Source organism: Sphaerisporangium perillae, from assembly GCF_023276435.1.
Lineage (GTDB): Bacteria > Actinomycetota > Actinomycetes > Streptosporangiales > Streptosporangiaceae > Sphaerisporangium > Sphaerisporangium perillae.
Genome location: NZ_JALLPO010000047.1, coordinates 1 through 25,795, shown reverse-complemented (window position 1 = coordinate 25,795; position 25,795 = coordinate 1). Strand labels below are relative to the sequence as shown.

23 protein-coding genes, 1 tRNA gene and 1 pseudogene are annotated in these 25,795 nt (G+C 69.2%); 14 read left to right on the top strand and 11 right to left on the bottom strand.

Annotated elements, in window-relative coordinates; all coding sequences use genetic code 11:
- Nucleotides 1-146 precede the first annotated feature (146 nt).
- On the bottom strand, nt 147-1,568 hold the full coding sequence (locus MYF83_RS34985) for an amidase (protein ID WP_248965034.1): 1,422 nt from the start codon (nt 1,566-1,568) through the stop codon (nt 147-149).
- 175 nt (nt 1,569-1,743) lie between these two features.
- Here MYF83_RS34985 and MYF83_RS34980 point away from each other — a divergent pair, with 175 nt between their 5' ends.
- Nucleotides 1,744-2,358 (top strand): hypothetical protein, encoded by a 615-nt coding sequence (locus tag MYF83_RS34980; protein WP_248965033.1) that lies wholly within the window; start codon nt 1,744-1,746, stop codon nt 2,356-2,358.
- 463 nt (nt 2,359-2,821) lie between these two features.
- Complete coding sequence (locus MYF83_RS34975; RefSeq protein WP_248965032.1) at nt 2,822-3,547, top strand: NPCBM/NEW2 domain-containing protein; 726 nt, start codon at nt 2,822-2,824, stop codon at nt 3,545-3,547.
- A 152-nt stretch (nt 3,548-3,699) separates the two neighbouring features.
- Here MYF83_RS34975 and MYF83_RS34970 read toward each other — a convergent pair whose 3' ends face one another.
- Nucleotides 3,700-4,713 carry a zinc-dependent alcohol dehydrogenase gene (locus tag MYF83_RS34970; protein WP_248965031.1) on the bottom strand — a complete coding sequence of 338 codons (1,014 nt, stop codon included), beginning with the start codon at nt 4,711-4,713 and terminating at the stop codon, nt 3,700-3,702.
- Nucleotides 4,714-4,968: 255 nt separating this feature from the next.
- On the opposite strand from MYF83_RS34970, the gene MYF83_RS34965 reads away from it, so the two are divergent.
- Together MYF83_RS34965 and MYF83_RS34960 are read left to right on the top strand one after the other, a co-directional pair.
- Nucleotides 4,969-6,684, top strand: coding sequence for an IlvD/Edd family dehydratase (locus MYF83_RS34965; RefSeq protein ID WP_248965030.1), 1,716 nt, complete (start codon nt 4,969-4,971; stop codon nt 6,682-6,684).
- Between the two features lie 68 nt (nt 6,685-6,752).
- On the top strand, nt 6,753-7,106 hold the full coding sequence (locus MYF83_RS34960; protein WP_372500332.1) for a VOC family protein: 354 nt from the start codon (nt 6,753-6,755) through the stop codon (nt 7,104-7,106).
- 103 nt (nt 7,107-7,209) lie between these two features.
- Here MYF83_RS34960 and MYF83_RS34955 read toward each other — a convergent pair whose 3' ends face one another.
- Nucleotides 7,210-8,193 (bottom strand): pyridoxal-phosphate dependent enzyme, encoded by a 984-nt coding sequence (locus tag MYF83_RS34955; RefSeq protein WP_248965028.1) that lies wholly within the window; start codon nt 8,191-8,193, stop codon nt 7,210-7,212.
- Entirely contained in the window at nt 8,190-8,408 is a 219-nt protein-coding gene (locus MYF83_RS34950; protein ID WP_248965027.1) for a helix-turn-helix domain-containing protein, read from the bottom strand. The genes MYF83_RS34955 and MYF83_RS34950 overlap by 4 nt, the downstream gene beginning before the upstream one ends.
- 466 nt (nt 8,409-8,874) lie before the next feature.
- On the opposite strand from MYF83_RS34950, the gene MYF83_RS34945 reads away from it, so the two are divergent.
- A complete protein-coding gene (locus tag MYF83_RS34945) occupies nt 8,875-9,573 on the top strand; it encodes an acyl-CoA dehydrogenase family protein (RefSeq protein ID WP_248965026.1) in 699 nt (232 codons plus the stop codon).
- Complete coding sequence (locus MYF83_RS34940) at nt 9,551-10,594, top strand: acyl-CoA dehydrogenase family protein (RefSeq protein ID WP_248965025.1); 1,044 nt, start codon at nt 9,551-9,553, stop codon at nt 10,592-10,594. The genes MYF83_RS34945 and MYF83_RS34940 overlap by 23 nt, the downstream gene beginning before the upstream one ends.
- Before the next feature lie 160 nt (nt 10,595-10,754).
- On the opposite strand, the gene MYF83_RS34935 is transcribed toward MYF83_RS34940, so the two are convergent.
- The 5 genes from MYF83_RS34935 to metX form a co-directional block, all read right to left on the bottom strand.
- Nucleotides 10,755-11,117 (bottom strand): hypothetical protein, encoded by a 363-nt coding sequence (locus tag MYF83_RS34935; protein ID WP_248965024.1) that lies wholly within the window; start codon nt 11,115-11,117, stop codon nt 10,755-10,757.
- A gap of 117 nt (nt 11,118-11,234) precedes the next feature.
- Entirely contained in the window at nt 11,235-12,035 is an 801-nt protein-coding gene (locus tag MYF83_RS34930; protein ID WP_308201557.1) for a MerR family transcriptional regulator, read from the bottom strand.
- Nucleotides 12,036-12,581: 546 nt separating this feature from the next.
- On the bottom strand, nt 12,582-13,064 hold the full coding sequence (locus MYF83_RS34925) for a CoA-binding protein (protein ID WP_248965023.1): 483 nt from the start codon (nt 13,062-13,064) through the stop codon (nt 12,582-12,584).
- Between the two features lie 7 nt (nt 13,065-13,071).
- A complete protein-coding gene (locus MYF83_RS34920) occupies nt 13,072-14,397 on the bottom strand; it encodes an O-acetylhomoserine aminocarboxypropyltransferase/cysteine synthase family protein (protein ID WP_248965022.1) in 1,326 nt (441 codons plus the stop codon).
- A 19-nt stretch (nt 14,398-14,416) separates the two neighbouring features.
- Entirely contained in the window at nt 14,417-15,628 is a 1,212-nt protein-coding gene (gene metX / locus MYF83_RS34915; protein WP_248965021.1) for a homoserine O-acetyltransferase MetX, read from the bottom strand.
- Nucleotides 15,629-15,710: 82 nt separating this feature from the next.
- On the opposite strand from metX, the gene MYF83_RS34910 reads away from it, so the two are divergent.
- The 8 genes and pseudogenes from MYF83_RS34910 (at nt 15,711) to MYF83_RS34880 (ending at nt 24,822) form a co-directional block, all read left to right on the top strand.
- Nucleotides 15,711-16,259 (top strand): OsmC family protein, encoded by a 549-nt coding sequence (locus MYF83_RS34910; protein ID WP_248965020.1) that lies wholly within the window; start codon nt 15,711-15,713, stop codon nt 16,257-16,259.
- On the top strand, nt 16,204-17,520 hold the full coding sequence (locus MYF83_RS34905; RefSeq protein ID WP_279340492.1) for an NAD(P)-binding domain-containing protein: 1,317 nt from the start codon (nt 16,204-16,206) through the stop codon (nt 17,518-17,520). Before MYF83_RS34910 ends, MYF83_RS34905 begins: the two co-directional genes overlap by 56 nt.
- A gap of 566 nt (nt 17,521-18,086) precedes the next feature.
- Complete coding sequence (locus tag MYF83_RS34900) at nt 18,087-18,866, top strand: class I SAM-dependent methyltransferase (protein ID WP_248965019.1); 780 nt, start codon at nt 18,087-18,089, stop codon at nt 18,864-18,866.
- Between the two features lie 125 nt (nt 18,867-18,991).
- A pseudogene (locus MYF83_RS44830) lies at nt 18,992-19,258 on the top strand (tetratricopeptide repeat protein); the annotation flags it as partial.
- Complete coding sequence (locus tag MYF83_RS44825; RefSeq protein ID WP_443729307.1) at nt 19,259-19,681, top strand: hypothetical protein; 423 nt, start codon at nt 19,259-19,261, stop codon at nt 19,679-19,681.
- A gap of 104 nt (nt 19,682-19,785) precedes the next feature.
- Nucleotides 19,786-21,726: a mannosyltransferase YkcB-related protein gene (locus tag MYF83_RS34890; protein WP_248965017.1), complete on the top strand. Its 1,941-nt coding sequence runs from the start codon at nt 19,786-19,788 to the stop codon at nt 21,724-21,726.
- Between the two features lie 392 nt (nt 21,727-22,118).
- Nucleotides 22,119-23,237: an ISAs1 family transposase gene (locus MYF83_RS34885; RefSeq protein WP_308201556.1), complete on the top strand. Its 1,119-nt coding sequence runs from the start codon at nt 22,119-22,121 to the stop codon at nt 23,235-23,237.
- Nucleotides 23,238-24,162: 925 nt separating this feature from the next.
- On the top strand, nt 24,163-24,822 hold the full coding sequence (locus MYF83_RS34880) for a hypothetical protein (protein ID WP_248965016.1): 660 nt from the start codon (nt 24,163-24,165) through the stop codon (nt 24,820-24,822).
- A 310-nt stretch (nt 24,823-25,132) separates the two neighbouring features.
- On the opposite strand, the gene MYF83_RS34875 is transcribed toward MYF83_RS34880, so the two are convergent.
- Nucleotides 25,133-25,209, bottom strand: a tRNA-Ile gene (locus MYF83_RS34875).
- Nucleotides 25,210-25,450: 241 nt separating this feature from the next.
- Nucleotides 25,451-25,795, bottom strand: a 345-nt coding sequence (locus tag MYF83_RS34870) for a cellulose binding domain-containing protein (RefSeq protein ID WP_248965015.1), incomplete at its 5' end; no start/stop codon positions are given.

Below are 25,795 nucleotides of genomic sequence, written 5' to 3'. Positions count from 1 at the left end.
ACCCGCTACGAGCAGTTCCTGTGCCCGGCGCCGAGGAGCGCCGCGATCTCGGAGTACCGCGACACCTGCCCGCACTCCTAGCCTTCCCCGACCTTCCACCCGATGGCGGCCGCCGGCGCGGCCGCCATCGGCGGGTCCGGGCGCCGTCAGCGATTCCCCACGAAGGACGGCGGGGTGCGGCCGGCCCAGGGCATGGCCTCCTCGAGCTGGGCGGCGACCCGGAGCAGCAGGTCCTCACGCCCGTAGGGGGCGACGACCTGGACTCCGATCGGCAGCCCGCCCTCGCTCCAGCCCAGCGGCAGGCTGATCGCGGGCTGGCCGGAGATGTTGAACACCGCCGTGAACGGGCCGTAATCGAAGATCGACTCCAGCCAGCTCGTCATGGTGTGCTCGGGATCGTTGTACCGGAGGGTGCCGTGCGGCGCGGGAAGCCGCCCGAGCGTCGGGGTCACCAGCAGGTCGTACTCCGTGAAGAACGCGCCCACCGACCGGCTCACCTGGTTCTGCGCGTCGAACGCGCCGAGCAGGCGCAGGGCCTTCATCTCCCCGGCCTCCTCGAAGGCCCGCAGGGTGACGGCCTCCACCTTGGCCGGGTCCGGCGGGCGCAGCGCCGTGAGCAGGGGCGCCGCGACGGCGACGATCGCGCACGGCACCATGGCCCGCATGATGGCGTCCCCGTCGACGGCCGGCCCGGCCTCGCTGACGTGATGGCCCAGCTTCTCCAACTTCCGGCCCGCCTCGACGGCCGCCGCCACCACCTCCCGATCCACCGTCACACCCGACCAGGCCCGCGTCGTCACCGCGACCCTCAGCCGGCCCGGGTCGGCCCCGACCTCCTCGGCGTACGGGCGCCGTGGCGGCGGGGCGGTGTACTTGTCGCCGACGCCGGGACCCTGGATCGCATCCAGATAGTGCGCGGTGTCGCGGACCGTCCGGCTCAGCCCCGACTCGATGGAGATCCCGAACAGCACCTCGCCCAGGTCGGGCCCGCACGGTACCCGTCCCCGGCTCGGCTTGAGCCCGACGAGGCCGCAGCACGACGCCGGGATGCGGATGGAGCCCGCCCCGTCGCTACCGTGCGCGAGAGGCACGGCCCCGGCCGCGACCATCGCCGCCGATCCCCCGCTCGACCCGCCCACCCCTCGCTCCGGATCCCAGGGGTTGCGCGTCGGCCCGAACCTCACCGACTCGGTGGAGAAACTGATCAGCATCTCCGGCACGGAGGTGAGGCCGAGCGTGACCAGGCCCGCCGCCCGTAACCGCGTCATCACGTCACTGTCGTGCCGCGCCACGACCCCATCGATGCTCCGGCTCCCGCAGAAGAACGGCATCCCCTCGGCCACCGGGCCGTTGTCCTTGATCAGGAAAGGCACTCCGGCCAGCGGCCCGTCGGGCGCATGGTCGAGCGCCGGGGTGAACGGCGGCAGTGCGAGCCCGTTCACCTCCGCGTCCGCCATCTCGACGGCCCGCCTGGCGACGCTCTCCACCTCCGCCGCGGTCACCTCTCCCGCGGCGATCAGCTCCCGCAACCCGACGCCGTCATGGCTCGCATACTCATGAAGTTCCACGTCGTTCCCCTCGTCGTTCGTCATCCCGATATCGGCCGCATGCCGTACGCCCCTCCTGGGCGAGCCGCGACCTGTCACCCATCCTGAACCGCCCCACCCCCCGGCACATCAGCACTGCCACTGACCCCGCCCCTGAGCCACTCCCTGCCGGCGCCGGTGCTGTCAGACTTGGGGGGTGGACACCGGACGCGGCTCCCGGGGCCGGTTCGCCGGGCGTGATCGCGAGACCTCGCTGGCGTTGCTCCGCCAGGTCGCGGCGGAGGCGGCGAACTCTCGGTTGCTCGTCGTCGCCACCCACCGGGATCCCGCGCCGGGGCGCTCGGGCTTCGCCAGGACCCTCGCGGAGATCGTCCGCAGCCGTGGCGCGCGCACCATCGCGCTCGTGCCGCTCACTGTGGCGGATGTGCGGCGAATCCTCGAGGCCGTCCCCGGTGATACCGCCGATACCGAGACGCTGCGCGCCGCGGTGCGCGGCTCCGCGCGCTGGTGGGCGACGCGGCTGCCCGCGGCTCGCTGGTACCACCTGCGGGTGGTGGCGGCGCGTGCGGCGCTGTCCGGACGCTTCGACGAGGCGCGTTCGCGGTCCTCGGCGGCGGGGGAGCTGGCCGTGCGCATGGGGGACTCGCTGGCGTGCATGGTCACCGACGTCTTCGCGGAGTTGCTCGCGCTCGTGCGCGGTGACCGCCGCGAGATGCCGGATGGCTACCGGGACTCCTTCGCCCGGTTGCCGCGGATCCCGATCGTCGAGGCGGCCCACGCGCTGTGCCTGCACCTGGACCGGGGGGAGTAGCGGCTTCATCGCCACCCGGCCGCCGTGGGTGAACCTGCAGCAGGTCACCGTCACGCCCACCGGCCGGCCCAGCTGACCCCGCGTCCGGCGCACAGGCGCTCCCGGCCTGCCGCGTCCCGGACGCTCCCCGGCGGCCGGCGTCGCCCCGGTGCGGGCCACCGCGGCGATCCTGATCTGCCTGTACGTGTGGAACGACGTCTTTCTACGCCTTCTTCGTCGTCGGCGGACGGCTCGACACGCTGCCCCTGAAACGCCGTCAAGTAGCCATCGCGAGGCCGCCGCCGAGCTCCTGCTCGAAAGTCACTCCGTACATTACAAAACCCGCTAATAATCTAAAAGCTGATATTTCCTGATATGCGGGACCACTTCATAACGGGTTGATAATCGGCGCGCGGCACCTGAGGAAAAGAGCTATTTTCGGGGGCGTCTGTCGGCCGGAACACCTGCGAGAACGGGGCGGTCCGTGGTCACCGAGACTCCGGAGAACAAGAACGACGGCGAGCGCGCGGAAAGGGAGGCGCAACGGCGGCATGCCCGCGGAAATGCCTGGATCAGTTTCGGCGCGCCGGTCCTCACCGCGCTCATCACGCTCGTCGGCACGCTCGCGGGCCTTTTCTTCGCGCCGACCGGCATCGCCCGTACCATCGCCCCGAACGCCGCGGTCACCGAGACCGTCACGCACACGGTGACCAGCACCGTCACCGCGACCCCGGCCGTCACGATCACCGTCACCCCGGATTCCGAGGTGACCACCGAGCCCGCGTCCGGAACCGTCGGCTCCGCCGTCTACCTCGGCGATCTTTCGGACAAGGTCACCGCCTACCAGGGCGGTTACGGCCATGGCAGCTATTCGATAAACGGGCACGACTACGTCCATAGCGTGGGCCTCGAAGTGGGGAGCGTCGGCTACACCCGCTGGGTCGAGTACACGATCGACGGCTCGTACACCACCTTCAAGGGCGACCTCGGACTGAACGACGAACTGGCCACCGATTCGGTCGTCGAGTTCGCGATCTACGGAAACGGCAAGCTGCTGAAGAAGCTCAGCGTTCGATACGCCAAACCGGTCCCGGTCACCGTGCCCATCAGCGGCCTGGTGAAGCTCCGCATCGCCGCCACCCGGACGTCGGGCGGCACCGGCAACGGTTCCGAAGGCGCCGTCTTCGGCGACGCCTCACTGACGCCCTGACCACTCCGCTGTGGCGACGGCGGCCTCGATGGCGCGGCAGGTGACGGTCAGGGCGCCGATCCAGCCGGGCAGCAGGTCACGGTGGAACCGCGCGGTCGGCAGTGCGAGGGAGATGGCGTCGAAGCCGAGGTCCGGGGCGGCCCGCTCCGGCCTCAGCGGCGCGGATCGACGTGGATCTTCGGTCCCGGCCCCGCGCCCGGAGGGCGGCCGCCGGCCAGGACCTCGGCGAGTTCCTCGAAGCCGACCGTCGCGGCGACGAGCGGCCGTGGATCCACCGCACCGCTCGCGTACTGCTCGATCGTGCCGTCGAGGGCCGCCGACGCGCCGAGGATCCCGACGGCGGTGACGTCCTTGAGCGCCAGCGTGCGGGTGTCGATCAGGCTCGGGCGCCCGGCGAGACCGATGTAGACGACCCGCTTGCCGGGCTCGACGAGATCGAGCGCGGCGGCCGGGAGCGCCGGGGCGTTCGAGGCGTCGATGACCGCGTCGAACGGAAGGCCCGGGAGCGTGTCCTCGATCCAGACGCCGTCGAATCCGAGGGTCCGGGCGAACTCGAGCGAGTGCCTCTCCTTGCCCAGGAAGTGGACCTCGGCTCCGGCGGCCCTGGCGAACAGCCCGGCGAGCAGGCCGATCGTCCCCGGCCCGAGCACGAGCGCGCGGTCGCCGGGCGAAAGGTCGGCGCCCCGCACCGAGCGGAGGGCGTTGCCGCCCGGTTCGACCAGGGCGCCCGCCGTGTCGTCCACGGTGCCGGGCAGCGGGCGCAGCGCGGTGACCGGCACGAGCAGTCGCTCGGCGAGGGCGCCGGGCCAGCCGTTCCGTATGCCGATCTCATGCCGGGACTCGCACACGTGGTGGCGGCCGGAGAGGCATCGGCGGCAGGCGCCGCAGCCGAGCATCGTGTCGCCGGTGGTCCTGGTGCCGAGGAGCGCGTCGTCGACACCGTCGCCGACCGCCGAAATGGTGCCGCACCACTCGTGCCCGAGCCGGAGCGGGTAGGCGGCGTGGCCCTGTTTGAGGTAGGCCATCTCGCCGGAGTAGAACTCCATGTCGGTGCCGCAGACGCCGACGCAGGCGACGTCGACGACCACCTGGCCGGGCCCGGCGACCGGCGGGTCCACCTCCGACACCGTCGCGGTGCGGGGGGCGGTGAGGATGAACGCCCGCATGCTCAGCGCGGCCCGGTGACGTTCCGGCGCGGGACGCGGCTGTTCCGCTCGACCCGGCCGGCGGTCTTCTCGGCGCCGGCGCCGCCGATGCGCATGAGGTACAAGCGGGCTCTCCAGACGGGGGTGTGTGCGTCAGGTCGTGATGCGTGAATGTCGTAGGCGTCGGCCGGCGCGTGCGTGCCGCGCCGCCGCCCCGTCCTCGTCGAGGCCGGTGACGCAGTGGACGCCGGGTTCGTTTAACGGAAGAGTTGGCTCATGGGGGAGCAGCGTAGCGCTCAGTGGTACTCGGGTAACGACCGCAACAGCTACATCCACCGGGCCTGGATGCGCCGCGGCGTGCCGTCCGACTCCTTCGAGGGCAGGCCCCAGATCGCGATCGCGAACACCGCGTCCGACCTGACCCCGTGCAACGCGCACCTGGACGAGGTCGCCGAGCACGTCAAGATGGGGATCTGGGAGGCCGGAGGGGTGCCGCTCAACCTCCCCGTGGTGTCCCTCGGTGAGACGCAGGTGCGGCCGACCGCCATGCTGTGGCGCAACATGGCCGCGATGGCTACCGAGGAGATGCTGCGCGCCAACCCGATCGACGGCGTGGTGCTGCTCGGCGGCTGCGACAAGACGATCCCGGCGCTGCTGATGGCGGCGGCGTCGGTCGACCTCCCCGCCGTCGTCGTGCCCGGCGGGCCCATGGCCACCGGAACCTTCCGCGGGCACCCGCTCGGCTGCGGCACCGACGTCTGGCGGCTGAGCGAGGAGGTGCGCGGCGGCGAGATGTCGAACAAGGAGTTCCTGAGGTCGGAGTCCTCGATGATCCGCAGCCGCGGCCACTGCAACACGATGGGCACGGCGTCGACGATGGCACTGGTCGCCGAGGCGCTCGGCACCGTCCTGCCGGGGCTCGCCGGCACGCCGGCCATCGACAGCCGTCTCCTGGAAGGCGCTCACGAGACCGGGCGGCTCGCCGTCGAACTCGTCGGCGCCGGCCGCACCCCGCGCACCCTCCTCACCCGCGCCTCTTTCCTCAACGCGATCGTCGCCCTCGCGGCGATCGGCGGATCCACCAACGCCGTGGTCCACCTCCTCGCGATCGCCGGGCGGCTGGGGGTCGAGCTCACGATCGACGACTTCGACCGCACCGGAGCCGGGGTCCCGCTCCTGGTCGACCTGCAACCCGCGGGCAGATACCTCATGGACGACCTCCACCGGGCGGGAGGCTTCCTCGCGGTCCTGCGGGAGGTGCGGGATCTCCTGGACCCGGCGGCGCTGACCGTGACCGGGTTCCCGCTCGTCGACCACCTCGACGAGGCGCGCATCTGGGATCCCGAGGTGATCCGGGTCCGTTCGCGGCCCCTGCAGCCCGAGGCGGGCATCGCGATCCTGCGGGGCAACCTCGCGCCCGGCGGCGCCGTGATCAAACCGGCCGCCGCCTCGCCGCACCTGCTCGCGCACCGGGGCCCCGCCGTCGTCTTCGACAGCGTCGAGGACATGCGCGCGCGCATCGACGACCCCGATCTCCCGGTCGAGGCGGACTCGGTCCTGGTACTGCGCGGCTGCGGCCCGAAGGGCTACCCCGGGATGCCCGAGGTGGCGAACATGCCGCTGCCGAAGAAGCTCCTGGAGCAGGGCGTCCGCGACATGGTGCGCGTCTGCGACGGGCGGATGAGCGGCACCGCCTACGGCACGGTCATCCTGCACGTCACGCCCGAGGCCGCCGCCGGTGGGCCGCTCGCGGTCGTGCGGACCGGGGACATCATCGCCCTCGACGTCGAGAACCGCACCATCGACGTCGAGGTCGGCGCGGAGGAACTCGCCGCCCGCGTGCCGAACGAGGCGACGGTCAACGGCTACGCCAATCCCCGGCGCGGGTGGGAACGCCTCTACATCGACCACGTCCTGCAAGCCGACACGGGCGCCGACCTGGACTTCCTCGTCGGCTCCTCGGGCTCGGAGGTGTCTCGCGAGTCCCACTGACCGCAGCGAGACCGTAATGCCGGCCAGGACAGACCATAATGACGGCCATGACTTCCCATGTGCGACATGTGACGATCGACTGCGCCGACGCGTACCGGCTCGGCGCATTCTGGGCCGAGGTGCTCGGCGGGTCCGTAGGCGACGAGGACGAGCCGGGAGATCCGGAGGTGCTGGTCGAGACCCAGGGAACCAACCTGCTGTTCATCACCGTTCCCGAGCCCAAGGCGGTCAAGAACCGGATTCACCTCGACCTGCAGCCGCAGGACCGGACCCGGGACGAGGAGGTCGAGCGGCTCCTGGCGCTGGGCGCCACCCTGGTGGCCGACCACCGGCGCGCCGACGGCCTCGGCTGGGCGACCCTCGCCGACATCGAGGGCAACGAGTTCTGCGTCGAGCGCAGCGCCATCGAACGCGCAGGCTGACGGCCGTCCCGTACCGCCGCGCCGGCAGCCGGGGTCAGCGGCGCGTTCTGCCGGATGATCGAACGGACGCCCGTTGCGCCGCCGGCTCAGTGCCGCGAATCTTTCAGCGGCCCGTGGGCGTGTCCGCGCACAGCTCGGCGAAGCGTCGCGCGCCGATGTTGCCGCCGGAGACGATCAGGCCGATGCGCGGCGGGACCCGCTCCAGCCGGCCCGCCAGCAGCGCCGCCAGCGGGGTCGCGCCGCTGGGCTCGATGACGATCTTCAACCGCTCGAAGGCCAGGCGCATCGCCTCGCGGATCTGGTCGTCGGAGACCAGCACGATCTCGTCGACCAGCCGCTCGTTGATGGAGAACGTCAGCTCGCCGGGGATGTCCGCGGCCTGGCCGTCGGCGATGGTCCGGGGGACGGGGATGGAGACCCGCTTGCCCGCGGCCAGCGACCGCTTGGTGTCGTCTCCGGCCTCGGGCTCCACGCCGATCACGCGCATGCCCGGCCGCAGGCCCTTGGCCGCCGTCGCGCTGCCCGCGATCAGGCCGCCACCGCCGACCGGCACCAGCACCGCGTCGAGCTCGCCGGCCTCCTCGACCAGCTCCAGCGCCGCGGTGCCCTGCCCGGCGATCACGTGCGGATGCTCGTACGGCGGGATCAGCGCCAGCCCGCGCTCGGCGGCGAGGGCCTCACCGATCGCCACCCGGTCGCCCGAATAACGGTCGTAGGTGACGACCTCCGCGCCGTACCCGGCCGTGGCGTCCATCTTCGAGCGGGGAGTGTCCTCGGGCATGAGGATCACCGCCGTGCTGCCCAGCTCGCGGGCGGCGAGGGCCACGGCCTGGGCGTGGTTGCCGGAGGAGTACGCCGCGATGCCCCTGGAGAGCTGGGCGGGGGAGAGCCGGGAGACGGCGTTGTAGGCGCCGCGGAACTTGAACGCGCCGATGCGCTGGAAGTTCTCGCACTTGAGGAAGACCTCGGCGCCGACGAGGGCGTCCAGCGTCCGTGAGCGCAGGACGGGCGTGCGGTGGGCGACGCCCTTGAGCCGGGCCGCCGCGTCGTGGACGTCGTCCAGCGTGACCGGGAGTGCGTTCGTCATGCTCGGGTCTCCTGTGGGGTGTCGGGTCCGACGCCGTCGAAGGCGCGCGCCTGGGAGAGGTGGTTGTAGGCGGAGGCGCGGGAGATGCCGAGGCGGGCCGCCACCTGGGGGACCGCCCGGCGCACGGCGAACACGCCGCGTCCGTCCAGGCTCCGGAAAGTCGACCTGCGCACCTGCGTGCGCCGCCAGGTGCTCGTGACGAACCTCGCCTCCATCGTCATCGGCTTCGCAATGTACGCGATGTCGCTGATCACGCCGCAGCTCCTGCAACTGCCCACGGCCACCGGGTACGGCCTGGGCCCAAACGGTCTCAACAGCCTAATGCGCGCGATCGGCACGTCCTGCGCCGGCGCCACCGCGCTCCTTCGAGCAATGGGCGATCGCGCATGCGGAGGCGTTCAAAGCACCACGTGGTGAACCTCGTGCACCCGGCGGCCATGTCAAGACCGGCCCGAGCATGATCATTCAAAGACGGCAAGCCCCCGGTCGGCCCAGGTCTGGGCGTCGGCCGCGTGGCGGTTCTCAATGCCCAGCGATCGGGACCCGTGGGCCCCGCGCGGCTCCGGGCACTGGTCGCCGGGTCGCTCGCCTCCTGTAAACGGATGCGACATCTGCTGATAATGGACGAGATCCCCCGCTTGCCGTCGGGCAAGCTGCTCCGGCGGACCCTGAAGGAGCAATATGGACGCACGCTTGACGGATGAGCAGCACGCGCTCCGCGAAGCGGCCGCCCGTCTCGTCGACGACCTCGGACCGCGCTCCGTACTCGACCTCGACGACCCCGCCCGCACCGCGAAGCTCGAAGCGGCCCTGGCGGCGACCGGATGGCGTGACCTGCTCACCGACGGAGCCACCGCCGTCGAGGTGGCGATCGTCGCCGAGGAGCTGGCGCGCGGCCTGGCCGACGTGCCGTACCTCGAACCCGTGCTGGAATCCTGCCGCGAGGACTGTGCGGCGCTCGGCACCGCGTTGACCTGTGCCGATCTCGTGGGAGCGATGCGCGGGGCGTTGAACCTGGCGGTCGGGTACGTCAAGGTCCGCAAGCAGTACGGCCGGGCCATCGGGTCCTTCCAGGCCGTCCAGCACCTGCTGGCGGAGGCGCTCGCGCTCACCGAGGGCTCGGCCAGCGTCGCCCGGCACGCGGCCTGGGCGGTCCACGCGCTCCCGCCCGGCGAGGCGTGGCACGCGGCCCAGATCGCCAAGGTGTACTGCTCGCGCGCCGCCCTGACGGTGTGCGAGACGGCGATCCAGGTGCACGGCGGCATCGGCATGACGTGGGACTGCCTCGCCCACCTGTACCTGCGCCGGGCGCTGAGCTCCATCGACCTGTTCCCCGCGAACCTGGAAGGAATCGGCGTTGGACTATCACGACTCGCCTGAGGAGGCCGCGTTCCGCGCCCGGCTGCGGGAGTGGCTCGCGAGCGACGATCCGGACACCTCTTCCGACGCCGCCTGGCACCGCTCCCTCTACAGGGCCGGCTTCTTCGGACTGTCCTGGGGGTACGGCGGGCAGGAGCTGCCGCCGGTCTACGACGTGATCCTCGACGAGGAGCTGGCGCTCGCCGGCATGCCACCCCGGCCCGGCCTCGGCTACCTCGTGCAGGGCCTCGGCCGGCACGGCAGCGAGGACATCAAGCGGCGGTTCCTGCCCCGCCTGATCAGCGGCGAGGACCGCTGGTGCCAGGGCTTCAGCGAACCGGAGGCCGGCTCCGACCTGGCGTCGCTGCGGACCACGGCCGTCCTCGACGGCGACGAGTACGTCATCGACGGGCACAAGATCTGGACCAGCTACTCGGACGTGGCCGACTGGTGCCTGCTGCTCGCCCGCACCTCGGACGGCCCCAAGCACAAGAGCCTCTCGGGCTTCGCCGTGCCCATGAAACAGCCGGGCATCGTCCAGCGGCCGATCAAGATGATCAACGGGGTCACCACCGAGTTCGGCCAGGTGCTCTTCGACCACGCCCGGGTCCCCGTCGCCAACATGATCGGCGCGCCGGGCGAGGGATGGGCGCTCGCCATGACGCTGGTCGCTCACGAACGCGAGCCGGGCGAACTCGGGTTCGTCGCGCGTTACGCCAAGACGGTCCGCGAGCTGGCCGCCCGGTCCACCGGGCCGGAGGTGGCCTGGGCGTACGTGCAGACCGAGATGCTGCGGCTGCACGTGCGGCGGCGGCTGTCGGAACGGCTGGACGGCGTGGACCACGGGCCGGGGGGCTCGGTCGACAAGCTGCTGATGACCTGGACGGAACAGTCCGTCGGCCACGCCGCGCTGGCCGTGGGCGGGACCGGCGACGAGACCCTGCTGAACACCTACCTCTACAGCCGCGCCCAGAGCATCATGGGCGGCACCTCGCAGATCCAGAAGAACATCATCGCCACCCGGATACTGGGGCTTCCATGATCGAGGCGCAGGAGGACGGCCCCATCCGGGTCGTCAGGCTCAACCGTCCCGAGCACCTCAAGGGCGGCATTCCTGAGGAGAAATGGATCAGCCGGCATCAGGCGAGCGTGGGAGCATCGCTCAGGCCCAGTCACTCGGCGCCTGTGAGTACCAGCCGGTGTCAGGGGAGCCGGAGCTTTCCTGTTTCGGGGACGTCGAGGACGAAGATCTGTCCGATGTCCGCGGCGGCATAGCCGAAGTCGACGTTCTTGACCCGCAGGTGCTGTGGTGTGGCTTCGACGATCTGAACAGCCACGGGTTCCACACGGTTGGGGATTGTCAGCAGCCAAGTCTCGGCCAGGTAGCTCAGGCCTACGGACTCCAGGATGCGCCGGGCCTCGTCCTCGGTGGTCGCGGTGCCGAGCGGGTAGCCGAAGACGTTGACGGGTGTGAACCGGTCGGATCCGTCCTCGCCAGGGCGGAGATAGCCGAGCAGTTCGTTGTCCTCGGGCCGGCGGTGGCTGATCCAGTTGGTAGGGATCACGGTGGGGGCTCCTGTGGTGCGCGGGCGGTTGCGCCGTGCCCGCGGGTAGGCTGCGCCCGAATCGATCTGATGCGGAGGGGCCGGGAGTCTGCAGCCTCCCGGCGGGTGCGGTGGTGGTCAGCTCAGCCGGGCGTCGGCGTAGGCGGCCATCGCGTCGCGCTGGTACTCGGCGAGCCCTTCGGCGATCCGGTCGTACGCTGATCGCCACTGCTGGTCGTCGACGTAGGTCTGGCCCAGGCCCTTGAACGCCGCCGCGTTCGGGGTCCAGAACCGGCAGATGCCCTGGTAGTGGGCGTCCACCTCGGCTTGTACAGCCGGGTCGGTGACCGGGATGTCGACGGCCATGAACTCGGCCATGCGGACCATCTGCGCGGTCGTTTCACGCTGCATCCGCTCGTGGTCCTCGGCCGTGAGCGTGTCTGCGTACCGCTTGGACTGCTCCCATTCCTGCGGCCACTTGTCGCGGGCCTTGGACTCGTGGCGGGAGGCGTCGAATCCCTCGAACAGCTTCTCCGGCCTGTTGATCTTTGTCATGTCGCTGCCGTCCTGCTCCTTCTGTAGTTCGGCGATGGTGCGGCTCACGGTGCGGGCCAATGTGTCGAGCCGGTCGCGCTCCGTCAGCAGTCGCTGATGGTGTGCCCGGAGTGCCTCCACTTGATCGAGTTGGTTGTCCAGGACATCCCCGATCTCGCGCAGGCCCAGGCCCAGTTCCCGCATCAACAGGATCTGCTGCAGCCGCAACAGCTCGGCCTCTTCGTAGTGGCGGTGGCCGTTCCCGCCGATCCAAGCGGGCGGGAGCAGGCCGATCTCGTCGTAGTGCCGCAGGGTCCGGGACGTCACCCCAGACATCCGGGCCACGTCCGCGATCGACCAGGCCATCCCGTTGTCTCCCATCGCCAGTCCGGTCTCTCCGGCCACGCGTATAACCGTAGGAGTTGACGTAACGGAAAGCGCAAACCCGTCTCAGCTCTGCTTCGTCATTGAGTGATCACGGCGTCGGAGCCGTCCTGGAGCCCCGTTCACCGGGCTAAGCCCGCGCGCCTCCGGCAAGTTGGTGGACCGTGCTGCGCCGTTAAGGGCGCCGACGCGCCGGGCAAGGAGACGGCCGTCAACTGAGAGGACATTCTTGAAGTTCTTCCTCCACGATGGCGCCGATGAGCGGTCGCCAGACCATGATCGCTGTGGTCCACACGACTTGCGCCCCGCCGGGGACCCCGGTGAAGGTCATTGATGGTCGGGATGAGGACGTGCCCAGGAAGGCCGTACGCGCGCGCCCGCCTTCCCATGCCCCGTGCCCGAGGTTGGGGCCTGCTGAGCTGCCCGGCGCGCTCACGGAACGAGCGCGCCGGGTTCTCCCGAATCCGCTACGGCCAGCGGCCCCAAGCAGCGGACCGCATGGGCGATGGCAGATCGGGCCGAGTCGGGTAGGAGAGGTGTATGAGATGAGCGAGTTCGCCGCGTCATCTACTGGAGCCCGGCGCGGATGGACGTGATGCGCTGGGTGTTGAAGCCGAGCCAGTGCATCCGGCCCACGTAGCGCGCGTGCTCGATCTTCAGACAGCGGTCCATGATCACCGTCACGCCGTCGTCCTCCGCGATCCGCGCGCCCTCCTCGCTGATCACGCCGAACTGGCACCAGAGGGCACCGGCGTGGATCGCCACAGTCTCCCGCGCGATCTCCGGCAGGGCATCCGGCGCACGGAAGACGTTCACGATGTCCACCGGCACGGGCACGTCCAGCAGACTCGCGTAGCACGTCTCTCCGAGGATCTGCGTCTCGCGAGGATTCACGGGGATCACGCGGTAGCCGTGCCGCTTGAGGTAGTAGCCAACGAAGTAGCTGGCTCGCAACTCGTTGTTCGACAAGCCCACGATCGCGATGGTCCTCGCGGTGTGGAGCACGCGTTGGATCAACAACGGGTCCTGGTACTGCCCGAGATCGGTCATGCTCTCGCTACCTCTTTCCCGCTGTCGCGGTGACGTGCGCGAAACTCTGCTCCAGGTCCCAGATCAGATCCGCGACGGACTCGGTGCCGACCGACAACCGCACCGTCCCCGGTGCGATCCCGGCGGCCCGGAGTTCGTCGTCGCCCAGCTGACGGTGCGTGGTGCTGGCAGGGTGGATGATCAGGCTCTTCGCGTCGCCGACGTTCGCCAGGTGGGACCAGAGTGTCACGCCGCGGATGAGGTCCTGCCCACCGGCTCGGCCACCGGCGCAGTCGAACGAGAACACCGCGCCGGCACCACGCGGCAGGTACTTCTCCACCAGTGGCCGGTACCTGCTCGACGGCAGGCCGGGGTAGGTGACATTGTCCGCCAGCTCGTGCGACTCGAGGAACGCCGCGACCGCCTGTGCGTTCTCCACATGGCGTTCCATCCGCAGCGACAGCGTCTCGAGCCCTTGCAGGAACAAGAACGCGTTGAGCGGCGCGAGCGCCGCGCCGAGATCGCGCAGGGTCTCGGCGCGCAGCTTCATCAGGTAGCCGTAGCTCCCGAACGTCTCGTGGAACTGGAGGCCGTGGTAGGCAGGCGACGGATCCGCGATCACGGGGAACCGCCCGTTGGACCAGTTGAACGTGCCGGCCTCGACGACGACGCCGCCGATGCTCGTACCGTGACCGCCGATGAACTTGGTCGCCGAATGGATCACGATGTCGGCGCCCCATTCGATCGGGCGGCACAGGTACGGCGTCGCGAACGTGTTGTCCACGATCAGTGGCAGCTCGTGCTCGTGCGCGATGGATGCCACGGTCTCGATGTCCAGCACGTTCCCGGCCGGGTTGCCGATCGTCTCGCCGAAGAAGGCCTTCGTGTTCGGGCGGACCGCCTGGCGCCATGCGTCCGGGTCGTCGGGATCGACCCACGTCAGTTCGACGCTCATCTTGCGCAGCAGGTGCTTGAACTGGTTCACCGTCCCGCCGTAGAGCGCCGAGGACGAGACGACGTGGTCGCCTGGCTCCAGCAGCGTGAAGAGCGCGGCTCCCTGCGCGGCGATCCCGCTGGCGAACGCCACCGCACCGGAGCCGCCCTCCAGGTTCGCCGCTCGCTCCTCGAACACCGCGACGGTCGGATTCATGATGCGCGAGTACGTGTTCCCGTACTCCTGGAGGTTGAAGTACGCCGCCGCCGACTCCGGGTCCTCGAACACGTAGCTGGTCGTCTGGAAGATCGGCACCGCACGTGCGCCCGTGTTCGGGTCGGGCCGTTGACCGGCGTGTAGTTGTCGTGTCTCGAATCCGAACGCGCGGGCTTCCTCTGCGCGGGGGAACTTGTCGGTCACCAATGCCTCTTCCTCGACGTCATCCGCCGGCCAGGAATCGGCGGATGATGGGCGTCTGACGTGCTTCCTCAAGTAGGAAACAGTCGTGGCCGTACGGCGCATCGATCACCTGGAGATCGACCGGCTTGCCGAGAGCGCCAAGCGCGTCCTCGATCTCCTTCGACGCCGACGGCGGGTACAGCCAGTCGGAGGTGAACGCGATCAGCAGCGTCCGCGCCGAGACGTGTTCGAGTGCCCGCGCGAGCGATCCGCCGCCGTGCTGCCGCGCGAGATCGAAATAGGTCAGCGCCCGTGACGTGAAGAGATAGGTGTTGGCGTCGAAGCGCTTGGCGAACGAGTCGGCCTGGTGGCGCAGGTAGCTTTCGACCTCGAACTCCGGTTCGGTGATCGTATGGCGGATGTCGTCGGCGAACTGCAGTCGCCGGCCGAACCTGTCGCTCAGCGCCGGTGCGGACAGGTACGTGACGTGGCCGACCATCCGCGCCACGCCCATGCCGGCATGGGGCATGCGGCCTGTGCCGTAGTAGTGGCCGCCTTGCCAGGCGGGGTCGCCCATGATGGCGTCACGCGCGATCGCGTTCCAGGCCACGCCCTGCGGGTGCAGGGCGTGCGTGCTGGCGATCGCCACGACCGCATCGACCTGATCAGGGAACAGGATCGCCCACTCCAACGCCTGCATCCCGCCGAGCGAGCCGCCGGCCACCGCCGCGAGCCGCTCGATACCTAAGGCGTCCAGGAACGCCCGCTCGGTGCGCACCATGTCCGCCACAGTGATGACGGGAAAGTCGGACCCGTACGGCTCGCCTGTCGCCGGGTTGATCGACGACGGCCCCGTCGTCCCGCGACAGCCGCCGAGCAGGTTCGTGGAGATGACGAAGAAACGGTCGGTGTCGAAGGCCTTGCCGGGGCCGATCATCCCGTCCCACCAGCCGAGTCCCTTGCCGGCCGCACCGTCGCGGTCCGCGGCCGCGAACCCGTCGCGCGTGCTGCCCTGGGGCGGCGTCTTCGACAAGCCGGCCGCGTGGGCGTCGCCGCTGAGCGCATGGCACACCAGGATGACGTTGTCCCGCCCGGGGGAGAGGGTGCCGTAGGTCTCGTACGCCACGCGGATCGGGTGCAGCGTCTGCCCGCAGTCCAGCTGCACCGGTGTCGGCAGGTCGAGGTACTGCGTTTCGACAATGCCGACCGAGCCGGCTGGGAGCGTCGAGGCTGACACCATGTGCGGAATCATATAGCCATATTCCTCCTGGCCAATGTATTGTCAATAATCCCGATGGGAAATAGAGGGAAGAGTGAAAGGGGCATCACGCGACATGACCACGATCGACAACGGAGTCAACGTTCAAGCTCTGCTCGACGCACGCGAGGCGCTGAAGGGCGCACCCGAGGCGGCTCAGTTCACCTGGCGGGCATCCTCCAAGTGGCAGAACGGCGTCCACAGCACGACGACGATCCAGAACTTCTTCGGCCTCGGGCAGGAGCAGAGCCACAAGAGCGAAACGGTGTTCACCGCCGACCACCCCGAGGTCTTCGCCGCGGAGGACAACGGCATCACGCCGATCGAGTACCTCCTCGTCGGCCTGGCGGCCTGCCTGACGGCAGGCGTGGCGTCCGTCGCGCAGAATCGCGGCATCCAATTGCGGTCGGTCGAGTCGACGGTCGAAGGCAACCACGACATCCGCGGGATCCTCGGTGCCGACAGCGACGTGCGCAACGGCTTCAACGACATCAAGGTGACGTTCACGATCGACGCGGACGCCTCGCCCCAGGACATCGAAGCGCTGGTGGCCCAGTCCCAGAAGCGCTCTGCCGTGTTCGACGCCCTCACGAACCCGACGAACGTCACCGTCGAAGTCGCCTGAGGGAGGCCGAGCCATCGAACGCACCACCGCGGTCGTCATCGGCGCGGGGCACGCGGGCCTCGCCGCGAGCCACTTCCTTCGCGGCCGGTCGATCGACCACGTCGTGCTCGAGCGCGGCGAGGTGGCGAACTCCTGGCGACGCGAACGCTGGGACTCCCTGCGGCTGCTCACTCCCAATTGGCAAAGCCGCCTGCCAGGCCATCGCTACGAAGGCCCAGACCCCGACGGCTACATGACGATGGGCGAGGTGATCGAGTTCATCGAGCGCTTCGCCACCGTCTCGCGCACTCCCGTCCGGACCGGCACGAACGTCAGATCGGTGCGACGCACCGACGACGGATACCGCGTGACGACGAGCCGCGGCGAAATCCGCTGCCGGGCAGTGGTCATCGCGAGTGGCGCCTGCAACCAGCCAACGGTGCCGCAGTTCACTGATGCGGTGCCGGCGTCCGTCGTGCAACTGACGCCGTTCGACTACCACGGCCCCACCAACCTCCCCGACGGGGGCGTACTCGTCGTGGGAGCGTCGGCGACCGGCGTGCAGCTGGCAGCGGAGCTGAAGCGGTCGGGGCGGCCGGTGATCCTCTCGGTGGGGGAGCACGTGCGGTTGCCGCGCCTTTACCGCGGGCGCGATGTGCTGTGGTGGATGGACGCGTCGGGCGTATGGAACCAGCGCCACGACGAGGTCGATGATCTGACGCGGGCCCGGCGGTTACCCTCGCCGCAGCTGGTCGGGACCCCTGAACGTAGAACGCTCGATCTCAACGCGCTCGCCGCGATGGGTGTCGAGCTGGTGGGCCGCTGGGCGGCTGTACGTGACGGCCGTGCGCTGTTCTCCGGTGGCCTGCGTAACGTGTTTTCGCTCGCGGACCTCAAGATGCAGCGCCTGCTGGACACATTCGACGAGTGGGCCCGGGCTCACGGGTGTGACGCCGAGGTCGATCCTCCCGAGCGCTTCGCGCCGACACACGTGCCCGAGTCGGCGCGATGGCAGCTCGACCTGCGAAGCGGCGAGATCCGCACGATCGTTTGGGCGACGGGACTTCGGCCGGACTACGGGTGGCTCGACGTGCCTGTGGTCGACGCGAAGGGCCGGCTGCGCCACGAGGGCGGTGTGGTCGATAGCCCGGGACTGTACGCGCTGGGGCTGCCCGTGCTGCGGCGACGTAAGTCCACTTTCATCCACGGCATCGAGGACGACGCGCGTGAGGTGATCGATCACCTCACGCGGTACCTGGCCGTGCGCCACAGCCTCGCCTGAGCTCAGAACAGACCGTTGGTGGGGGGCTCGGTCCCGTTCAGCCGGACCGGCGCTGGGCGCAGCGGCCAGGGCGTGGGCGAAGTCCGCGGCGAGCGCCTGCGCCTGTGCGCTACGGCCTAGGGCGTGCAGGTTCTGGGCGGCCCGGGTACGCCACGGCACGCAAGCTGGGTTGCCGAACCCGTGGACGGCCAGGTTGTCGCGGGCTGTGGTGGCCAGCACGGCGGACTCCTCGTACCGGTGCTGGGTCTGTCGTACGGCGGCCAGGGCGTCGAGGTAGAAGTACCACGGGCCGACCGGCGGCACGGGGTGGGGGGCGCCTACCCACTTCAGCGCCGCTGTCAGGTCTCGGCTGACCTGGCGGAGTCTCACGCGATCTGTCGGTACGGGTGGCGGAGTCTCACGAGATCTGGCGGATGAGCTCGGCGCGGAACGCGCTGTGGCCTTCAAGTCGCGATGGTGTCTCGGCCGGTTTGGCTGCGCTGGCACGAACGGCGGCCAAATCGCCGCCCGCGCCGGGCACGAACCCATGGCGATCAAGTCTTGCGTGGCCGCAATAGGGTGATCGTGTGGAACAAAACGAACGGCTCCGTCACGCCTCATCGTTCGGCGCGGCGGCGACCGCATACGCCGAGCACCGCCCGGACTATGCGCAGGCCGCGGTGCGCTGGGCGCTCGAGCCCGCGCCCGGCTTGCGGGTGCTCGACCTCGGCGCCGGAACCGGCAAGCTCACCGCCACGCTGGTTGCGGTGGGCGCCGACGTCACCGCGGTCGAGCCTGACCCGGCGATGCTGACCGAGCTGCGCCGCGCACTGCCGGAGGTCCGTGCCCTGCCGGGTAGCGCCGAGGCGATACCGCTGCCGGACGCGTCCGTTGATGCCGTGCTGGCCGGCAACGCCATGCACTGGTTCGACATGGCCGTCGCGGGACCCGAGATCGCCAGGGTTCTCGCACCCGGCGGCATCCTGGCCGGCCTGTGGAACGTCATGGACGACCGGGTCGACTGGGTTGCCGGGCTGGCGCGGGTCAGCGGGAGCGCGGCCATTGGCCCTCGTGACACGCCCACCAATTGGCGCGCTGAGACGGCAGACATGCACCTTCCCAAGACTGGCGGGGCCGCCCGGTTCGGCTCGCCGGAGCAGACCGAGTTCCCGCACGGGCAGCGCCGCACCGCTGACTCTCTCGTTGCGACGCTTGCGACGAGGGCGGGGATGCTGGTCATGCCGGAACAGGAACAAGAGGCAACGCTCGGCCGGATCCGCGCTTTCCTTGCGAGCAGACCGGAGACTGCGGACGGCGAGTTCACCCTCCCGATGCTGACCTGCGTGCTGCGCGTCCGGCGGCGGTGAGAGGCACCTGCGCCGGTGCTGTTCCACCTGCTCTGGAAGCGGCTTCTGCTGGCAGACCTGACGCTGGCGTTGTCGGATCGCACACTGGTGCAGGCCGCGGCTGGCGCGGATAAGGAAGATACCCGGCGGCGCTGGCCTGCTACGACGAGGCGGCGGGCGGCCTGGCAGAGGCCGGTGATCGGGGTTCGGAGATCGCGGTGCTGCGGGAGATCGGCCAGATCCACTTCAACCAGGGCAGGCATGCCGCTGCCCGTCCCTACATCGAACGCGCCGTCGAGCAGGCCGGGTCTGTGGGCGACGTCCGTGCCCGTCAGTTCGCCCGGATCCTTCTGGGCGAGATCCAGCTCGCCCAGGACGAACCCGCCGCCGCCGAACAGTCCTTCGCCCAGGCCCTGACATCCTTCGCCGATCTCGGTTTCCCCCGTGGCACGGCCTACGCCTCCCTGGGGCTCGCCTCCGCCAAACTCGCTCTGCGGCTGTTCGGGGACGCCGAGCATCTCCTGGGCGAGGCTCTGGCCACGTACCGGAGCGTGGACGAACGTCTGGGCGAGGCTCGCGTCCTGTTCGTCTGGGCGGAGCTCCATCGCTCGCGGCGGCGGTTGGACGAGGCGGCCACGGTCCTGGAGACGGTCGTCGCGATCTGTCAGGGCATTCCCGCTCCCCGGCGTCAGGGCCTGGCGCTGCGTGCGCTGGGCGACGTGCGTCGTGAAGCCGGAGACCTCGCGGCGGCCATCGGCGCCTGGCAGAAGGCTTCGACCGTGCTGTCTGGGCGTTATAGGGCTTTTATGGGTAAAGAAGCATATTTGTCAGCATGAGCGCAAACGTGTCGCTTCCTGTGGCGCTTGCCTCGGGCTTGCCATCTCACGGACGCCGACCACCATGGAGGTCCCCCGCAGGCCAACCGGCCTACGCCCGCCCCGTGCTGCTATTGATCGCAGCCGTCGCCGCGGTGCTGTTCACATGGGACCTCGACCGCAGCGATTACCACGTGTACTACGCGACCGCGGTGCGGAGCATGACGCAGAGCCCGCTGGCCTTCCTGTTCGGCTCCTACGATCCCGCCAACTCCATCACGCTCGACAAGTTGCCGGGGTTCCTGTGGCCGCAGGTGATCTCGGCGTGGCTGTTCGGTTTTCACCCTTGGGCGTTGGTCCTGCCCCAAGCGGTCGAGGGCGTACTGTGCGTGCTGCTCCTGTACAAGGTGGCGCGTCGCTGGGCCGGCGTTGTGCCCGCGCTTCTGGCGGCAACCGTCCTCACACTGACCCCGGTGACGGTGGGCCTGGGCCGGTCGATCGTCGAGGACTCCCTGTTCACGCTGTTGCTCCTGCTGGCCGCCGAGGCCGTGCAGCGGGCAGTAGAGCACGCCCGGCTGCGGATACTGCTGCTGGCCGCGGCCTACGTCGGGCTGGCGTTCCAGACCAAGATGCTGGAGGCATGGGCCGTACTGCCGGCACTGGGACTCACCTACCTGGTCGCCGCCCCCGTCTCACTGCGCCGCAGAGTCGGGCACGTGGCGCTGGCCGGCGTTGTCACGGTAGCATTGTCCGCCTCCTGGATCGTGATCGCGGCGCTGATACCGGCGAGTGATCGGCCGTACATCGACGGCACCACGAATAATTCGGCCCTCAGCATGGTCGTCGGCTACAACTTCCTGAGCCGCTTCGGATCCCTCGGGTTCAACGCGACCGCCACCGGAAGCGTCATCGCGGACCAGCAACGCGCGGATCCTCCGGAGCTCAACCGGCCGGCGGAGACAGGGACCGCATCGCGCGCGACGCCTACCGTGAGCGCCTCTTCGTCGCCCCATACGGGCGACACCGTAGCCAAGATGGCAAGTCCGGGGATCGCCTCGCAGACCGGGTGGCTTTACCCGCTCGGTATGCTCGCGATCGGCCTCGGCGTCCTCGGCCTCATCCGCAGGCGTGCTGCTCGTACCGACCCCCACCTCGCCCACCTGCTCCTGTGGGGGGTGTGGCTGGCGACGTACTTTCTCGTCTTCAGCCTCGGTAGCGTCACCGGGCACACGTACTACATGGGCGTCGTCGCCGTACCGCTGGCCGCCTTGAGCGGCACCGGGATCACGCTTTGCTGGAGGGCCTACAAGGCCGGCGGAACGCGCGCCTGGGTGCTGCCCGCGGCACTCGCCGTCAACGCCGCCTGGTGTGCCCTGCTCGCACTGTGCTACCCGCGGTTCCTGCCGTGGCTGGCCCCCATGACCATCGGGCTTTGCGCCGTGGCCCTGGCCCTCCTGTGCGTCCCCAGGCCGGGCCGGACCGCGCCACACCCGGCCACAATGGTGATCGGCATAGTGACCGGTGTGGCCTCGCTTCTCGTCGCGCCCGGGGCGTGGTCGGTCTCGGCACTTGACGCGCGCTACAGCGAGACCGGAGGGATGGGCAGGGTCGGCCCGACCAGCCACCAGGGACGGCCTCAAGGGCTCACGCCGCAGCAGCGGAGACTGCTGGCCTACGTGACAGCACACCGGGCGGGCGCGAGGTACCTGTTCGCCGTGGAACGCTGGACTGACGCCTCACCGTACATCCTTTACAGCGGCGTCTCGATCCTTCCGATGGGCGGCTACACCGGCCAGGTTCCCTTTCCCACGCTGTCGCAGTTCTCGGGCCTGGTCGCGTCGGGACAGGTCCACTACGTCTTGTCACGCTTCGGCCGAGGCGCCGGCGGCTGGCCGGGATCGACCACCGCGCAGGTCACGTCCTGGATCCATTCCAGCTGTACGCTCGTCCGGGACTCCGCCTACGGCGGACCGCTGTTTCCAACCACGCGAGCCGGCGCGGCCGGCGGGCCGCACACCGCAGCGAGCCCGAGATGGGAGCTGCGCCGATGTGGCCCCGCAGTCTGATCGCGCGATCGGGGCAGGAGTACCAGCTCAAAGACCAGTTCGGTCAGTGGTCGGCGTTCACTGCTGGAAGTGGCCGGGGCCGAGGACCTGCCAGTTCGGGGCCGGCCGGTCGCCGATCGAGCGGTAGGGGATGGTGAAGCTCAGCGCCTGCGATGTGGAGCGCTTGATCGTACGCCTGGCGTATCGAGAGGCCCCCGGGGAGGCCCCCACTCGGGCAGGGCCCCGGCATATCGAGGATTCGTCCGGGTTTGATTTCTTCGGTACCGCTGTGCCTGGGGCGCGGGTCGCGTACGGAGTGAAGACCAGGTAATAACTGGCCAAGTGCCAGATGAGGAAGGACACGGTTCCTGAAGATCAGCGGTGTCTGACGCCGTTCGATCCTCGGAGGAACCGTGCCCGTCGCTCCATCATCGCTGATCAGCGTGCCCGAGGTGGGTCAGATCGACAGCGACGCTCAGAGTATCCCGGGTCAGAAGTGCGGACTTGTGGCCCGATTCCGGTCGATCGCCGACCCTCGGCAAGCGAGCAAGGTCCGTCACACCTTGGAGGCCATCTTGGCGGTGATGACGTTCGGCACCACCGTGGTCGGTGGTGACTCGATCGCGGCGATCATCGAGTGGGCCGAGGATGCGCCGCAGGATCTGCCGGCCCGCCTGGGCTGTTGGGGTGACCCGCTCACGGGCGTTCACCACCCACCCAGCGAGTGCACGCTTCGCCGGGTACTGGCTGATGTCGATGGGAACGAAGTGGACCGGCAAACCGCCGCCTACCTTGGTGAATCGGCTGCCCCGACCGATCTGGAGCGTGCTGATGACGGCGCCGGGGCCGGTACCGGGGACTGCGATGCGCAGCCTCTTCCCAAAGAGCGCGAGGCCCGCCGCGCTGTCCAGCGGTCCCGCCGGCAACCACCGCTGAACGGGATGCTGGCATCGGCGGCGTTCGACGGCAAGGCCATGCGTGGTGCTCGGTTGCCGGGCGGGGGCCGGGTTCACCTATTGTCGCTGTTCGAGCACGAGCGTGGTGCGGTGCCGGCTCAGCGGCAGGCCGCAACCAAGACGACCGAGGTGCCCGAACTGGCCCCGCTGCTCGATGATGCCAAGGGCGCCGGGATGGTGCTGACCGGGGACGCCCTGCACACGGTCCGCGAGACCGCCCGCCATCTGGTCGAGGACCTGAACAGCCACTATCTCCTGATCGTCAAGGACAATCAGCCGACCCTGCTGACCAGCGCGGCACACGCGCTGACCGGGACCGATGCGATGTTCGCCGCGCGAACTGACACCACCGACGATCGTGGTCATGGACGGACCGAGACGCGCGTCTTGCGTACGGCTCCCGCCGACGGAATCGACTTTCCCGGTGCCGCCCAGGTACTGCGCATTGTCCGCTATCGCGGCGATCTGGACGGGGTCCGCGCCAGCAAGGAAGTCGTATTCGGCGTCACCAGCATATTCCGGATCTTGGCGAGGTTGCTCAACCCTTTGCCTTACGGGGTATGCGTCCGATCGTAGATCTCAACTGCTGCTACGAGTCGTTGGGCTTCGTTGTGCCATCCGAGAATGCGGATGTCGAGCGGTTGCGTCGTCGGTGGAGCAGTTCCTTGATCGCCAAGAATGAGACCAGGCTCCAAGAGATCAATACGATGAGGTTTTCCGCCACTATCCCGACCGGCCCCCAATGAAGCCCCTCTGCCAGGGAACGGGGTTCGCCCGTCACTAAATCACCGACTTGATCAGGGATCACCAAGACCCCGAGGACCAGTGCCACCCACGGTAGCCACGGAGACATTTTGAACATGGACGGAGGTAACTCGCTGGTTTTGGATCTCGGCTCTATGTCGTGCTTCACGATGACCATGGTTGCACTTCCATGCAGCGGGCGAAAGCGTGCTTCGCACGCGCTCCTGGTCTGCTCAGCTCGTCCTGGGGCGATGGTGGCGGGAAGAGCCGGCCGACCTCAGCCTTCGACTACGTGGGGCTTACCGAGATCATCCCGGAGCCTGAGGCCCGTGCCGGAGGCCATGGGACGGCACCATGTACCTGGCGAAAAGCAACCAGCACTACGCAGCCACGCGCCAACGTTCAAGCGAGCGCTTCTGCACTGACATCCTGCTTGCAAATCGGCCTGATCTTGGGCCGTACGGGCCGTGAGCTGGGTGGCGGGCTCTCCGCGGGTGACCGTGATTAACCGCTGCTGACCTCCCTTAATGGCCCGCTAATGGCCCGGCGGCCCCCTGGCCCTACCTCGGAGACCGCTTCCTTATCAGGACCGTTCGGCTCGTGATCAGAAGGCTGCGGCCTGGTCGGCGATGGTGGCCGGCGGCCGTGATCGTGAGCGGTTGTGTGGGGAGGCACCTGGTGGGCTGCGCCTGAGAGTCAGCCAAGGCCGAATGGCGGCAACAGGGAACCAGCTCCTACCACGGGCCGTTCTCTCAGCATGGGGAAGGTTGAAGATCGATTAGATGACTTCTTCGATCGGCACGGATGGCTTGCGTTCCTGTTAACCGCCCTGATGTTGAGTGTTGCTCCCCTGATCCTGTTGGGGCAGGCGTTTGATCAACCGTGGCTTTGGCCACGAGTCATGGTAGGCGCCGCAATCGGTACGAGCGTGGTCGCTGTTCCCGCAGCGTTGGCCTTGGTCCGGAAGATACGCCGAACGGCGTTCGGCGTGCTCGCCTTGTTGGTCGCGGCCGCGCTTGGAACTACCGCTGCAATAGGCGGGTTCAGCCGGAGGCATGATCCCATTCCTCTGGGAAACGCTGGACAAGCCGAATTGGTGGGCTTGTTGGCTGCGATCGTCGTCTTGGGCGCTGTGGCGGTGCTGGTCATGGGCACCTATGTTGTGCTTGGGCAGACACGGGGTCGACGGCACCATGGTCGGGTAGAGGAACTTGCCCCGAATATGTATGTGGCGACGTGCGAGTGCGGCTGGCGGGGAAAGGTCAGGCAGGACAGCTCGGCAGCCTTCGTCGACGCGGGCGACCATGCGAACAAGGTAGACCTCACGATACGGAAACAGGACCTCTCCCCCTTCAACGGGGCGGCATCTATTCAGGGGCCGGCGGCGGCGCGTCCCAGGTCGGCGGATGAGGTTTAGTACGGCGGGCGCAGTGTACGGCGGGCGGCCCGGAGTCTCGCCGCCGTTCGGGACCGGCGCCCACGCCGCACGCCCGGACGGCGGGCGGGCGGCGGGCCGTGCGGCGGCACGGAGCGCCGCCGGCTTGAAGGCGCAGTCATCCCGGGGCCCTTCGTTTTTGCGTGCCTGACCTGGGCAAACGGCGGCGTTTTCATCCCGCATGTATCCCGTGAGCACCGGCTTGCGGCTGCATCCGGTGGCAGGTGGCTGCATGATCGCGGAAGCCGCTTGAGGCAAAGTGCCTGGTCAACGGGTGTTTTGCTTGGTGGCGTGGTAGGGCGGGTGGGACTTGAACCCACGACCTACGGATTATGAGTCCGCTGCTCTGACCGGCTGAGCTACCGCCCCGCAAGCCTGGAGTCTCTCATAAGTTGGCGTCCATGTGAGCACGGGGAGTTGTTCACTTTAGCTGGCTCCTGGACAAGTTTGGGACGGAGCGTGGTGAGCGGGCGCTGATTGGGGCGGGGTGGGTGGGCGGGACACTGGGGAGCCGCACTTGACGGCGCACTGGAGGGTCGTTCTCGGTGGTGCCTTTGGGTGCGGGTTGGATGTGGGCGGCTTCCTGGGGGAGCCGCCCACATCCGGCCGGTTACGGGGAGGTGCAGGTGACGGTGGAGGGGACGGCATTCGTGCCGTTCCAGCTGCCGTTGAAGCCGAACGTCGTCGAGGCGCCCGCGCCCAGGTTGCCGTTGTAGCTCGCGTTCTTGACGGTCACGGCGCTGCCGCTCTGCGTGACGGATCCGTTCCACAGCTGGGTGATCGTCTGGCCGTTGGCGAAGGTCCACTTCACCGTCCAGCCGCTGATCGCCGAGGTGCCGTTGTTCTTGACCGCGACCTCGGCGCCGAAGCCGCCCTGCCATAAGTTGGTGATCTTGTAGGTGGCCGAGCAGCCGCCGCTGGGAGGCGGGCTGGGGGTGGTCGGGGGCGTCGGGGT

Bases quoted from the DNA above. Each gene is read 5' to 3' on its own strand.
- MYF83_RS34945 (WP_248965026.1), top strand. From the start codon at position 8,875: ATGGACGCACGCTTGACGGATGAGCAGCACGCGCTCCGCGAAGCGGCC.
- MYF83_RS34965 (WP_248965030.1), top strand. From the start codon at position 4,969: ATGGGGGAGCAGCGTAGCGCTCAGTGGTACTCGGGTAACGACCGCAAC.
- MYF83_RS34955 (WP_248965028.1), bottom strand. From the start codon at position 8,193: ATGACGAACGCACTCCCGGTCACGCTGGACGACGTCCACGACGCGGCG.
- MYF83_RS34950 (WP_248965027.1), bottom strand. From the start codon at position 8,408: ATGGAGGCGAGGTTCGTCACGAGCACCTGGCGGCGCACGCAGGTGCGC.
- MYF83_RS34880 (WP_248965016.1), top strand. From the start codon at position 24,163: ATGGGGAAGGTTGAAGATCGATTAGATGACTTCTTCGATCGGCACGGA.
- MYF83_RS34970 (WP_248965031.1), bottom strand. From the start codon at position 4,713: ATGCGGGCGTTCATCCTCACCGCCCCCCGCACCGCGACGGTGTCGGAG.
- MYF83_RS34925 (WP_248965023.1), bottom strand. From the start codon at position 13,064: ATGACCGATCTCGGGCAGTACCAGGACCCGTTGTTGATCCAACGCGTG.
- metX (WP_248965021.1), bottom strand. From the start codon at position 15,628: ATGATTCCGCACATGGTGTCAGCCTCGACGCTCCCAGCCGGCTCGGTC.
- MYF83_RS34910 (WP_248965020.1), top strand. From the start codon at position 15,711: ATGACCACGATCGACAACGGAGTCAACGTTCAAGCTCTGCTCGACGCA.